At 60.2% G+C, this 13,396-nt stretch carries 9 protein-coding genes; 3 read left to right on the top strand and 6 right to left on the bottom strand.

Annotated elements, in window-relative coordinates; translation table 11 throughout:
* Positions 1–269: 269 nt before the first annotated feature.
* Complete coding sequence (atzF, locus tag CV770_RS09340) at positions 270–1,652, top strand: allophanate hydrolase (protein WP_245453710.1); 1,383 nt, start codon at positions 270–272, stop codon at positions 1,650–1,652.
* Positions 1,653–1,749: 97 nt separating this feature from the next.
* Here atzF and CV770_RS09335 read toward each other — a convergent pair whose 3' ends face one another.
* The 6 genes from CV770_RS09335 to CV770_RS09310 all read right to left on the bottom strand — a co-directional run bounded on the left by CV770_RS09335 (position 1,750) and on the right by CV770_RS09310 (position 10,962).
* The gene (locus tag CV770_RS09335) at positions 1,750–2,475 is read right to left on the bottom strand and encodes a Crp/Fnr family transcriptional regulator (RefSeq protein ID WP_091952337.1); all 726 of its coding nucleotides are present in this window, start codon (positions 2,473–2,475) and stop codon (positions 1,750–1,752) included.
* Positions 2,476–2,542: 67 nt separating this feature from the next.
* Positions 2,543–3,409 carry an ABC transporter ATP-binding protein gene (locus CV770_RS09330; protein ID WP_246786059.1) on the bottom strand — a complete coding sequence of 289 codons (867 nt, stop codon included), beginning with the start codon at positions 3,407–3,409 and terminating at the stop codon, positions 2,543–2,545.
* A complete protein-coding gene (locus CV770_RS09325) occupies positions 3,406–4,185 on the bottom strand; it encodes an ABC transporter permease (RefSeq protein WP_245323115.1) in 780 nt (259 codons plus the stop codon). Before CV770_RS09325 ends, CV770_RS09330 begins: the two co-directional genes overlap by 4 nt.
* Positions 4,182–5,126 (bottom strand): ABC transporter substrate-binding protein, encoded by a 945-nt coding sequence (locus tag CV770_RS09320; protein ID WP_245453709.1) that lies wholly within the window; start codon positions 5,124–5,126, stop codon positions 4,182–4,184. The genes CV770_RS09325 and CV770_RS09320 overlap by 4 nt, the downstream gene beginning before the upstream one ends.
* Before the next feature lie 393 nt (positions 5,127–5,519).
* Complete coding sequence (locus CV770_RS09315) at positions 5,520–6,479, bottom strand: fatty acid desaturase (protein WP_104462100.1); 960 nt, start codon at positions 6,477–6,479, stop codon at positions 5,520–5,522.
* A 433-nt stretch (positions 6,480–6,912) separates the two neighbouring features.
* Positions 6,913–10,962 (bottom strand): LuxR C-terminal-related transcriptional regulator, encoded by a 4,050-nt coding sequence (locus tag CV770_RS09310; protein WP_104462153.1) that lies wholly within the window; start codon positions 10,960–10,962, stop codon positions 6,913–6,915.
* 189 nt (positions 10,963–11,151) lie between these two features.
* Between CV770_RS09310 and CV770_RS43200 the strand changes: the two genes are divergently transcribed.
* Both CV770_RS43200 and CV770_RS09300 read left to right on the top strand, forming a co-directional pair.
* The gene (locus CV770_RS43200; protein WP_245453708.1) at positions 11,152–11,328 is read left to right on the top strand and encodes a Cif family virulence factor; all 177 of its coding nucleotides are present in this window, start codon (positions 11,152–11,154) and stop codon (positions 11,326–11,328) included.
* Positions 11,329–11,898: 570 nt separating this feature from the next.
* The gene (locus CV770_RS09300; RefSeq protein WP_049806418.1) at positions 11,899–12,690 is read left to right on the top strand and encodes a Crp/Fnr family transcriptional regulator; all 792 of its coding nucleotides are present in this window, start codon (positions 11,899–11,901) and stop codon (positions 12,688–12,690) included.
* Positions 12,691–13,396: the final 706 nt, after the last annotated feature.

Here is a 13,396-nt window from a genome sequence, read left to right as displayed (position 1 = left end):
GAATCGGATTTCGACACCTCTATCCGATAGGGCTTCTTTTCGACCTGACGCAATTGGTGCGTTGGCGAATGCGCAAGTGAAGTGCAGCGAACGTGGTCGAATTCCACGAAAAGCGCAGGAAAATCAACGAATCTGATCCATACCCCGCCGCTCATAACTGTGTGGTTGCAGGTTCGAGTGCCGCCGGTGCGGCAGAGGCGCTTAGTTGCTTTCACTGCTGGGCAGCCGCTTCATATTTATGGGGTCATGCCCCTCAGGAGTTTTATTCCGTGCCGCAAGCTATCTTATCCGCGCAGAGTCGGCCTCTACGTTCGCCTGCCGAGCTATCCTCCATCATCACAACCGTCTATGAGCGCATCGAACGGGACCGGCACCGCAACTGCTGGATCTATGTGCGGCCCATAGAAGAAGCGCTGGCCGAGGCTGATGCCCTTGTACAGCGAGCGGAGAAGGGTGAAGTCCTGCCGCTCTTTGGCGTGCCATTCGGCGTCAAGGACAATATTGACGTTGAGGACATGCCAACAACAGCAGCCTGTCCGTCATTCGAGTATGTGGCTGCGCGATCGGCCAGATGCGTCGAGAGTTTGACGGCCGCAGGTGCGATCTGTCTCGGTAAGACCAACCTGGATCAGTTCGCAACCGGACTGTCCGGCACCCGCTCCCCCTATGGCGCCTGTTCCAGCGCGGCCAACGATCTGTTTATCTCCGGCGGCTCGAGTTCCGGTTCGGCTGCGGCCGTAGCATCCGGCCATGTTGCCTTCGCTCTCGGCACAGATACCGGCGGCTCGGGCCGGATTCCCGCAGGCTTTAATGGGATCATCGGGATCAAGCCAACCGTCGGCCTCGTCTCATCCCGGGGGCTTGTGCCGAACTGTCCGACGCTCGACTGTCCCTCGATCTTCTGCAATTCCATTGCCGAAGGTCGACTTCTGCTCGAGTTGATCGAAGGATTCGACGATACCGATCCTTTTAGCCGCCAACGGATTTCCTCGTCCTCCCCATCACCTCGCAAATTCCGATTCGGCCAGGTCTCTGTCGGTCATCTGAATTCATTCGGCATGCCGGAATGCAATGAACTGTACGGGCAGGCCTGCGCGAGACTTTCGGGACTGGGAGGCCAAGCCAGGCAAATTGACTTCGCGCCTTTCGCCGAAGCCGGTGAAATGCTCTTTTCAGGGCCGTGGATTGCCGAACGTCATGCGGCGATCAGCAAGCTCCTGGACGTCGATCATGGAGACCTGCTTGACGTCATCCGCAACGTGCTGGGCGCAGCGGCCCGGTTTTCCGCAATAGATGCGTTCGCAGCGCTACATCGACTTTTGAAGCTGCGACGCCAGATCCAATCGATTTTCGAGGAGATCGATGTCCTGGTGGTACCTACCGCGCCACGCCCCTTCACGATCTCGGAGATGATGGAAGATCCCGTCACGCTCAACAGCCGCCTCGGTTACTACTCCTATTTTGCCAACCTCGTGGACTTGTGCGCGGTGGCAGTTCCCAACGCAACGCTCGGCAACGGCATGCCGATGGGCATCACTTTGCTAGCGCCTGCGTGGCGTGACCATGCTCTTCTCGACCTTGCCGAGCGATGGCTGCCCGATGGGAAGGCTGCGCTGTTCGATCTAAAAGTATATCCGAAGGCTGCGTCCTAACGCGCGATGCGATTAGGATGAATCGTCATCGCGGCTTAGGTTGTTGTTTAAGCATGATCTTTTCGGAAAACCGCTGCACACTTTTCCGGATCATGCTTTAGACGACTTCGAGATCGAGAGCGCGCATATTGAGGATCACAATCAGGCCCCGGTGATAACGGATGACGCCCCTTGCCTGCATACGGGAAAGCTGCACCGTCACCCATTGGCGAGTTGAGCCGATCAGATTGGCGAGATCACCATGTGTGAACGGGATCCCGATCACGATCTCACGGCCTTGCTGCGAGCCGTAGATATTCGAGAGAAAAACCAGCAGACGATGCAACCGCTCGGTCACCGAGCGGGTCCCCAGCATTTGCGCCATGGCCGAGTAGCACCGTGCCTTGAAGGCGAGCGCATCCAACAGCGCGACCGCGATACTTGCTGATTGATGCGCCAGCGCGCGCAAGGCTGGGCCGGGTAAGAACGTCACCCGACTCCGTTCCACTGCAACCGAAGACCATACGTGGGCACCAGTACCGAACAGATCCGGGCCGCCGACGAAATTGCCGGCGAACCAGTAGGCCAGCGTCACCTCGCGTCCGGAAGGAGCCGCGTAGTAGCTGCGAATACGACCTTCTTCGATCAGATAAATGCCGTTCTGCAGATCGCCCTGACGCCAGACGTGCTTGCCTGCTGGCAGGACCTCCTCACGGCCGATGGCGAGGACACGACGCCGGTCAGTCTCACACAACGGATCCAACAAGCCGGGCAGCGACCCGACCAGAGCATCCGATCCCGCCAGCATGATGCCTGTCGTATTCCTGAGACTTGCTACTGACATCTGCTCGCTCCCTTGCCGCTGGAAGGGAAAACCATTCAAGAGCCATGCCAGATCTTTCGTCAGGCGCTTACATCCTGATTTCCATTTGCTCGAAAGCCCGTCGGCCTTCCGAGCGGATCAGGTCAAGGCAATCCCGCTTGAGGGCGAGATAGGCAGCCTCCGCAACGATGGCGCTGGAGCGCGGTCGCGGCAGGCTCACCTGAAGATCCTTGAGGATGCGGCCAGGTCCCGCACTCATGATCAGCACACGGTCAGAAAGAAGGATCGCTTCATCGATGTCGTGTGTGACGAAGACGATGGTTGCGTTGATCCGCTCGCGGAGCTCGAGCAGATTGTCCTGCATGACCGCCCGGGTCTGGGCATCCAGCGCTCCGAACGGCTCGTCCATCAATAGCACGCGCGGCTGATTGGCGAGGGCACGGGCAATCGCAACCCGCTGCTGCATGCCTCCCGATAGCGTGTGCGGATATGCCGACGCAAATCTGGTCAGTCCGATCATCTCGATGAGGTCGTCGGCAATCCGCAGCGCCTCCGCTTTCGGCTTGCCGAGGGCGCGGGGCCCGTGCGCGATGTTCCGGCGCACCGATTTCCACGGAAACAGATGTGGCTGCTGGAAGACCATCCCAATCTCGGGCCGTGGCTTGCGCATTGCTTCGCCGGCGATCAGCACCTGGCCTTCGAACGGCCGCTCGAGGCCGGCCATTGCATTCAGGAGCGTGGACTTGCCGCAGCCGGATGGACCGACGATCGAGACGAATTCTCCCTGAGCTACCGCCAGGGATACGCGGTCGACCGCGATGACCTGTCCGCTCGGCGCATCGAAGACGATGCTCAAATCCTCGACCCGGATGATCGCCTGACGGGCCGGGGCGGATGGCGGGTACGTATCCACGAGCCTGAGCGGCTGGTCTGGACGAAGCAAGCTCGGGGTCATCGCCACCACACGGCACGTTCGGCAAGAGTCGCAAAGGAACGGTCAGCGATGAAGGAGAGCAGGCCGAGTGCCGCCAACCCGCCCATCACCTGACCCGTTTGCATGTTCTGTTGCGCAATTTCGATACGATAAACGATACCGGCGAACGCTCCCGCCAACTCGGCGGCGACCAGTGTGTAGAAGGAGATGCTCACCGCGGTCCGAAGACCGACCGTGATATAGGGCAGCGCGCCAAGAAGGACGATCTCCCACAACATCTGCGGCTGCGGTGTGCCGAGCATCTGGGCGGCACGGATAAGTCCGTGGTCGACTTTCTGCACCCCTATGTGGGTCGCGAGCCATACCGTGAAGAACACGCCCCAAACGACCAGGAAAAGCTTGCCTGTCTCCGAGAGGCCAAACCAAAGGATGACGATCGGCACGAAAGCTATGGGAGGAATTGGGCGAAGGATGTGGAACAAGGGTGAAAGCAGGCTGGACACCAGCTGGAACCGGCCAGTCAGGACGCCGAGCACGATCCCGCCCGCGGCCCCGATCGCAAATCCCGCGGCCACGCGCGAGAGGCTCGCCATCAGGTCGGCGAAGAATTGTCCGCTGCGAATCCATTCGAGAATGGCGACAGCGACGGTCGATGGCGGCGGAAACAGCACGGTGTTCACAATGCCGGAGCGAGCAACCAGCTCCCACACGCCTGTGAAGATAGGCACCGAGAGGACGGCGACCAGTACGCTCAGCCGTGCAGTCGCGCTAGCACTGCTACGTCTGCCGACGCTCACGGGCGCGCCTCCAGTGTGACGCGGGCCGGATCGACCGCCTTGAGCGGCGCCGTCACCAAGACTTTCGAGAAATCGGGCATGGTCGCTCCAGGGGGATGATTGCCGGTCTCGAGCCGCCAGGTGGCATGGGTTTTCAGAGTCGCGAGAAGCCTGTCGTCGAGGCGCACACGGTAAACATAGTCCGGCCAGATCGCAGCCAACTCGTCGCGTTTCATCCCGGTCGCTGCGGCGATGACGTCGATCGCTTCATCCGGATGCGCCTTGAGCCAGCCCTCGGCTTCGATGAGGGACGCCAGGAACTTACTGACGATCGCCGGATTGGCCGCGAGGTAAGATTGCGTAACGACAATGTTGAAGGTCTCCGAGTAGAGACCTTTGGTCTCAAGTGGGGTCGCGCCTTCGCCAAGAGCCTTCTTCGCATTCGCGACGTGCGGCTCCCAGGTATCGAACGCATCGATGCTCCCGGCCGCCATGGCGGGAAGCATCTCCTGCGGTCGCAGGTTGACGAGCGTCACGTCCTTCGACGTCAGGCCCGCCGCTTTCAACAGAACCGACGTGTAAACTTCGCTGCCGGTTCCAGCCGTAAAGGCAATTCGCTTTCCACGCAAATCAGCCTTCGTCTTGATGCCGGCAGAAGCCGCGGTCATGGTCTTAAGATCCGAATATTCCATCCCCGCCACGAAGGCGATGGGCTGTTGCGCCATCGCGGCCGCCGTGACCGGCGCCTCGGCGGTTGTCGCGATATCCGCCCCTCCCCCAAGCACCGTATCGAGGCACTGCTTCCCGCTGGTGAAATTGGAGACCGAGATGTCGAGCCCCTGCTTGGCGAAAATGCCTTTCGCATTCGCGACGATCGCCAGTCCCGAGATCGGCCCGAGATTCTGGGCGAGCCGCGCCTTCAGCAATTCTTCGGCTGTCGCGCACTCGGGCGTCGCAAACAAGAAGGACGCAGATAGGACAAACGCGGCAAAGCGAAGAGCGGTTGTTGATCGCATGCCAAACCTCTGTGATGCCGGCGATCGGAGTGATCGACCGTGACGACAGGGTCGCCTGAAGACGGGAGACCGTGAAGCAATTAATCGACAAGGCTCGACGCTGTCCAATTTTCCCGCAAGTAGGCCAGCTCCCGGACTGTGCCAGGGCAATAAATTCATCACGCTGCCCACACCTTGGGCGCATCGTGGCTGAGGCTGATCTGTTCGGGCCCGGAGCCGCCTCCCGAGATGCGGAGAAGGCGCCTGGTGGGACCCGTGTTCGCAGTGCGGGCGGCATTTCGGCGCCGCCGGCTGCGGCAACGGCACCCTGCTGCCTTTTCATGAAGCCGCGATCCCGGTTCAATCAGAACCGATGGGACTTTCGATGCCGTTGCGTGCGCGGCGAAACCAGGCCCACGTCTGCCGCGTCACTGCGATGTAGCCTGGGCCCCGGTAGACGATCTGATCGGCGACGATCCGGTTCAGTTTCGGCAGTGCATGGAACGGAATCGAAGGATAAGCATGATGCTCGACATGATAGGGCATGTTCCATGCAAACCAGCGCACGAACATGGCGGTATAGGTGGTGCGCGTATTCTGGAAGGCGCTGCGCGTGCGATCGCAACCGGTGTGTTCGGCAAGAAGATACGGACGCAGAAACAATTGACCGATGATCACGGGAATGACCCAGACCCACAACAGGATCAAGGTGTGCAGCGCGACCGATGCCAGCAGCAGCGCAACGTAACCTGCCAGATGGAAGCGAGCTTCCGTCACGACGATGTGGCGCTTGCTTTCCGGAATCCAGGGCGACGTGGCGTTTCCGGTCAACGCGTGGCGAAGCATCAGCCGCACCCGGAAGGCAACCTGCCGCAAGCCGCTGTAGACCATCACTAGTTGCGCGTCCGAGGTCGGGGTCGGAACCGACAGCAGTTCCGGATCCCTCTTTGGATCCTGCGTATAGCGGTGATGATCCCAGTGGAACAGGCAGTAGTATTCGTAAGGCAAGCCGACTGCGAACGAGGAGAGGTGACCGAAGGCGAGATTAAGTGCGCGGCTACGAAACGCCGTTTTGTGGGCGGTCTCGTGTACCACCATGAACAGGAATGCGACAAAGTAGCCTTGGACGACGACCAGCGGCAACGCCCAGACTATTCCGTATCGCGACGAGGCCAGCCAGATCAGCGCGCCGACAACGACAATGATGCCGTAGTGGCTGGCCGCACGGACCAGGCCTTGCCAATCGGACCGCACGGACAAATCGCGCAGCATAGCTGGAGTCAGTGGCTTTTCTCCGGTGGCAGTGATCGCGTTGCTCATGATCGTAGCCGCCTCCTTCCGGGGTGATCGCGCTCGTGCAAACGCTGGAATTCGTCAAGCACATACTGACCCTAGGGAGCGACGCCGCAATGCAGAAGCAATTAATTTCGCGGGCGTTGGTCACCGGCATTCGAGATTGCGGCCCTCGCCTCACCGCATTGGCCGTCACAAGATATTTGTTGATCTCTCGGTGCACATGTCGTGCACACGCAGCCTTCTAACCGATTGATAAACTTGAACTCTCACTCCAATCCATCATGGGCACTACAGGCAAATCTGATCGCTCGTCGGGAAGCGCAAGGCGGCTTCTCATGAACGGCAAGAAACGGAGAACAGGCTCGCCTTCGGAAGATTGATCCGAGACTCGATAGAGTGTGGACCGCCGGCTCAAATCGGACACGCTACGATTGCATCGATCAATAGCGATGCAGCTTCAAATCAGCAAGTCATGAGGCGCGGCGTGATGCGGAACGTTATGAACGGGGGCGACCGCGTGTTCGTCCAGTGCATTAGGGATCGATTTGCCGATGGTGTGGAGGTCCACTTCCCGACCGGGCGAAACGTGCGGACCGAGCGGGCTATCAAGTTCAACTACCGAGCCGAATGTGGGAGGAGTCGCATAGCTATCGAAGCGAAACGCCAATTCCGCGCCGCCAATCTCAGAGGCAATTTTAGCCGGCTGTACGGGTTCCAACGCGGTTGCAGCCTGCGGCCAGTTTCCGGCCTTACTGCCATTTGCGGCGCTCGGTTCGACCATCTCGGCTGCTTCGGGTGCCTCTTTAGAGCCATGTGAATCGTGCCCTGAGTTGCCATGCTTCACGACGGTCGGTTCTTCCCCAGCTGATGCGCCCGCAACATCCAAGACCGGAGCGCGATGCTCGGCGCCATTTCCCGGTGCGAAGCCAGCTTCAGTCAACTCCGCGGCTGCCGCCTTTGGAGGCCCTGGCTCTGAAACCTGCTCTGAGTCACCGCGGCCCGCGCTACCGGCCGTGGCGATGCCCGGCTCACCGATCTCAGCTGCTTCAGGTGCGCCTGAAAAACTTGAGTGCCCGGAATTGCCGCGTTCCACGCCATCTGCTTCAGCCGTCTTCGCCGAACTTGGCGAAGCATCCGAAGCCGGGAAATGATGCTCGTTGTCGTTACCGAGACTGTGCCCTTGCATAGAACCAGATTCAGCCAACCCCGTGACTGCCGCCTTTGCAGACCCCGGCTCCGAATTGTGCTGTGAGTTATCGCGGCCCGCGCTACCGAGGCCTGGCGCACCAGGGTCGGCTGCTTCCGATGGTTTTGCAGGGGTTGAGTGCCCCGAATTGCCGCGCTCCACGCCATCTGCGTCTGCCGTCTTCGCCGAACCTGGCGAAGCATCCGAAGCCGGGAAATGATGCTCGTTGTCGTTACCGAGACTGTGCCCTTGCACAGAACCAGAGTCAGCCAACTCCGTGACTGCCGCCTTTGCAGACCCTGGCTCCGAATTGTGCTGTGAGGTATCGCGGCCCGGGCTACCAAGGCCTGGCCCACCAGGGTCGGCTGCCTCCGGTGGTTTTGCAGAGGTTGAGTGTCCCGAATTGCCGTGTTCCACACCATTGGCTTCTGCCATCTTCGCTGCCCCTCGCGAAGCCTCCGAAGCGGGCGGATGATGCTCGTTGTCATTGCCGACGCCATTCCCCCGCATGAAGCCGGCTTCGGTCAACTCCGCTGCCGCCTTTGCAGACCCTTTCTCCGAAGCGTGCTCTTTCTCGAAAGCGTGCTGTAAGTTACCGCCGCCCGCGCTGCCGGCCTTTACGACGCCTGGCTCACCAGGGTCGGCTGCCTCCGGTGGTTTTGCAGAGGTTGAGTGCCCCGAATTACCGTGTTCCACGCCATCGGCTTCTGCCGTCTTCGCTGACCCTCGCGAAGCGTCTGAAGCGGGGGGATGATGCTCATTGTCATTGCCGACGCCATTCCCCCGTATGAAGCCGGCTTCGGTCAACTCCGCTGCCGCCTTTGCAGACCCTTTCTCCGAAGCGTGCTGTTTCTCCGAAGCGTGCTGTGAGTTACCGCCGCCCGCGCTACCGGCCTTTGCAACGCCTGGCTCACCAGGGTCGGCTGCTTCTCGTGGCTTTGCAGAGGTTGAGTGCCCCGAATTGCCGTGTTCCACGCCATCGGCTTCTGCCGTCTTCGCAGACCCTCGCGAAGCCTCCGAAGCGGCGGGATGATTCTCGTTGTCATTGCCGACGCCATTCCCCTGCATGAAGCCGGCTTCAGTCGATTCCGCTGCCGCCCTTGCAGACCCTGGCTCCGAAGCGTGCTGTGAGTTATCGCCCGCCGCGATGCTAGAGCCAGCCCCCCCATTGATCGGCTCATTCTTCGATGTGAGATTTTCAACTGCCGTGACCGTCGTGCTATGAGAAAGCGCGACCGGTGATACATGAGCCGACCCACCGGACTCATCATCGCTCTGATCCGTTGTACCCACCGAATCGCTAGTGAAGGTTCTGAACCTGGTCGCTCCCCCTGAGCCGGTCCGAGCCTGCCCGAATTCGAACGTCAAGCCGTTGTCGGCCAGAGTGTTCCAAACTGCAGCGGTCCCGAGTGTGCTCTCGCTCGTCCCGATAACTGTATGGGCACTATCCGCACTCAGAACAGCTTCGGTTGCGGTCGCCGATGTCAGCGCTTCGAGCTGCTCCAGGGCGATCGCGACAGCCGCGCCTTCCGGCTGCCCGACGAAATCCGACTCCGCAATGGAGACAATCCCCTGCAGATGGATTTCCAGCAGGCCCCGGTCCCCGACATCAAGACTCCGATCGGTCGGATTCACGTAGACGATCGTTTCGTTGGTTGCGGGATTGTAGATCCAGGCGAGGGTGTGCGGCGGTACGGACTTGCTTGCTGCTGTCATATGGAGCCAGGCAAGCGCTCCGAAAGCTGCAAGATTGATCCTGCTCGATCCAGATGCGAAATCGAATCCAGAGTGGGAAGAGGTCGAATTGGAATCGATCGGGGAGCGATGAACAACGTTTTCGCCAACGTCGCCGCCCATCCGTTGATCGCGGCCATCTCCACCAATACCGGCATCGCGACCAGAGCCCGGTGAGCCATGGGGTTCTTGCAGGTTGTCGTCCGCAGCACCATGACTCATTTGGTTCGAAGCGCCTTCTCCAGCGACGCGTTCGTTGCCGGTGGTCACAAGCGCGGCAGGCAGGCGCAAATCGTGCAAAGGGAAAGCCGGGGGAAAGCCGTCTACATCATTGGTATCGGCATCGGTTATCGCGGCCAGTTTTGTGGTCGTATTCTCGCCGGTGACCACCACGAAGCTGTCGATCGGCGCTTTGCCCGGGTCATGCGATTGCACGGCAAGATGGGGGTCGTTCAGTGCGTAGATCAACGCACCGGTCAGAGTGGCGAAGGTGCCATACCCTCCGTGAATCGACGTCGGAGTGGAAGCAAGCCGCGGGAATTGATGTTCCGCGGTCGAGTCTCCAACGATCTGTGTGTCGCTGGTGCCCCGCAGTAATGGCGTAGGAAGATTGGGCGTGCTCGATCCAACCGGGCCGTAGTCCTTCGTTTTCGAGCCTACGGATTGCTCTGTCGGGCGCAGCTCTTCTATTGCCGCCGCCGGGTTCGTGACCAGGCTCGCCTTGGCAAAGAAGTCCCTCTGGGTGGACGTCTCGCCGGATTCCCAGACCACGAGGTGTCGGAGAATGGCTCTTTTCCAGGGCTCATATTCGGCATGCTCTCCCGCGCGACCGGCGCTGTCGTCATCCGGGTCCACGTCGTTCGCTTCCGACGCCTTGAGTTCGTCCGCAATTGCAAACGCCAGAAACGCCAGCGCAAGCAGGCCCAAGCCGGACGGTCGCTGCAACAACGCAAGGGTAGCGAGCACAGTTCTGTTGGTAATTTCAAGCTTCTGAAATATGTTGTACAGGTGTACTTTGACTGTCCCTGGGGAAACGTTTAGCTGGCGCGCAATCTCCTTGTTTGACATTCCTTCTGAGACCAGTCGTACAATTTGAAGTTCCCGGTGCGTCAACAGCTCCAGCATCGTTTCCACTTTGCCGCCGCCGTCAGCTCCCTGGCCGGCTGGCAAGAGATCGGATTGCTCGCGCGACACGCTGCGCTCTGTCATCAGGCGCAGTAATCGCAGCATAGTGTCCGAGGAAGCATGCTTCGAGATTACGCTGGAGGCGCCAGCAGCAATAGCAGCGGCTAGATCGTGATCTGCTTCGGATTCGGTAAACAACACCAAGCGCGTGGAAAGATTCTCAGCTTTCGCAATCGCGAGGATCTCGGGGACCGTCAGATCTGGCAGGTTGTCAGCAACAAGCGTGACGTCGGGTGTCAAATTCCGAATTGCTTCGAGACACCTTGTCCCATCGCTGCACGATGCGACAACGTCGAAGTCCTGCTGTGCCCCGAGTACCGACTTCAGCCCCTGTAGAACGATCGGTTGTCGATCTACGATCAGAAGCCGGATCCGTCTCTGCTTCACAGATACGTCTAACATGGACTCTGCCTCGGCCCGGCCATCTATGTACTTCGGCATATGGCCGAGGCCAAGCGGGATTATTAAAATACAATTAATAGAATAGGGAAAAAGAGGCTTCGCGGGCTAAAAAATGTCTTAAATCGCAAGCTTTTATGGCATTTAGGTAAGAAAATATATCAGTTGACCCGATGGCCATTGCGATTGCCGATGGCCATTGCGATTGACTGGCTCGATGCTTACCGCGCGGGCGACATCGAGGCGATCTTGGGAATGTATGCCGAAGGTGCCGTGGTTTGCTGCGGCTGCGGGGGCGTCAAGACCATTACCTGCCACGAGGCACTTCGTGCCTATTGGATTGTGCCTATTGGATTGATTGCCTCCTAGAATATCCGGCGGGCACGTTGGACGATCTCAATCCCTGGCACGAGGGGGCCATTATCTCGTACGTCACCAAGAGCAGCGTCATGAGTGCGCTTTTCTCGTTTGACGTTACCGGGAGGATCAAGGAGCTAGGCTGCAGTCGCTGCCACTGGACCTTGGCGCGATCCGAGCCCGCGTTGGGTCACGTGTTGGCCTTGCGGGGCGCAGCCGGCGTTCCCGTACGAACGCGTCGTTGCGAGCCCGTTGCGTGCCACTCGTTAGCGAAAGCATGTCGAAGGACGATACGCCTCCAGCAGAGATGTTAAGGAGGCTTCCCAGCTTGCTGCACCGCCAATGCGGCGCGAACGCGTGAAGGCGCTGGAGGCTCGGCTTCAGCTTGAAGCGATGCCGCCCCAACTCGTCTTCAACACGGATACTAGCGGGCCATATACCTACGACGCGGCATGCGAGTGTCGGGCCACGGGAACCATATCTGTGGTGGTCGGTTGGCTTGCTGTTGAGCTGGTACGCCGCAGAGCAGCTCGACACATCGGCATGAGTTCTAGTGCCGAGTATCCGTCGGGAGCCAATCCCATGATGGACCATGCGACTAGAACTGGTAATCGTCTGTTAGCAGCGTTGCCGCCAGCGGATTTTGCTTTGCTTGCGCCTCATCTCCGGAAAGTCGTGATCGAACGCAATTCCGTGCTCATCCGATCGGGCGATCGGATCGAACATCTTCTCTTCCCCCTCAGCGGTGCCATCGCCGCGATCACGGAGCTGCCGAACGGGCAAACAGTTGCCACGGCGATCATCGGGCATGAGGGCGCCGTGGGTTTGACGTCAGCGTTTGGCGCATCCGCCGCGCCTGCGACCGCGGTCGCCCGCCTATCCGGGGCCGCGCTGCAGATCTCACCTGCGCAATTCCTGGCAGCCCAACATCGCAGCCCCGCAATCGCATCCATGGTGCAGGTCTTTACGATGTCGTTGTTGACGCAACTCCAGCACGTGGCAGCCTGCAATGCACTGCATTCCGTCGAAGCGCGCTTAGCGCGCTGGCTTCTTCACATCCATGATCGTGCGAATGAAGGGGACCTGCTCCCGCTGACGCAAGAAACATTGTCGGAGTTGCTCGGCGTTCGCCGCACCACGGTCACGCATGTCGTGTGCACAATGCGCGCGTCAAGAGCGCTGAAATCCAGTCGGCGCGGCCAGCTCGAGATTGATCGGCCGCGGCTCGAAGCCGTGGCATGCGAGTGCTACAAGGTCATGAGCCGCAGAATCGATCGGATAGTCTCGCACGGCGCGGTCGGGCTCATCCCTGGGGCTCCAGCGCGCCCCCCCTCCCGTTCGCCCGGTAGCCGAATAGCCGGGACAGGCTCGTAGGCCGGTTCGCTGTCGCGAACCATCCGCACGCACCCTTTCGGTCGTCCATTCGCTTTGGGACGCTCGTTACACCGCGATTTATTGCAACCGAGCAGCACGGGCATGAGCTTCGCCTGTGCGAAGCTGGAACGACTGCCGGCGGTCTGAGCTCAGGCATGGGGGACCGTCCGCCTTGCGCAGCTTGCGCTGACGATTCTCTTCTCGACCTACCCGGTCTCTGAGCTTCTCGAGTTCTGCGAGCCGGGCGACAAGCGCTTCGAGACGCTCTCGAAGAAGGGCCGCAGGACTCTCCGCTCGAATGCGGGTATTCACGACACGCCTCCTGTCCGAGTCTCCCGGGAGGCCGCTCGGCTGGCCAGATATGCTTTCGGCCTCGCGTTTGATCTGTCGGAGCAAAAGGCCCCGGCCCGGCTTGGCCGCACGGCAGCCCATCGGGCTCCTTCGTGGGCTGAGAAGATCTTACCGGCTGGATTGGGTTGCGCTGGAAATCCGAGTACTAGCTCCGGGGCAATCGGCCCTGCGCTTTTCCTCGTTCTCTTCGTCTGCGCAATCGACCCCACCATCTGCACTTGGAATTCCAGAGCCGCCGCCGGTTGCGAAGGGCCCTTTTGCATTGCCTCCGCCAGCACCGGCCCCGCCGCTACCGCCAGCCCCGCCGCCGGATGTCCCTCCGGCATGAGAAGATCCGGCAGGGAGACCACCAGGT

Origin of the sequence: Bradyrhizobium sp. AC87j1 (assembly GCF_002936975.1) — a bacterium.
GTDB lineage: Bacteria > Pseudomonadota > Alphaproteobacteria > Rhizobiales > Xanthobacteraceae > Bradyrhizobium > Bradyrhizobium shewense.
This window is presented reverse-complemented; position numbering and strand designations above follow the sequence as displayed.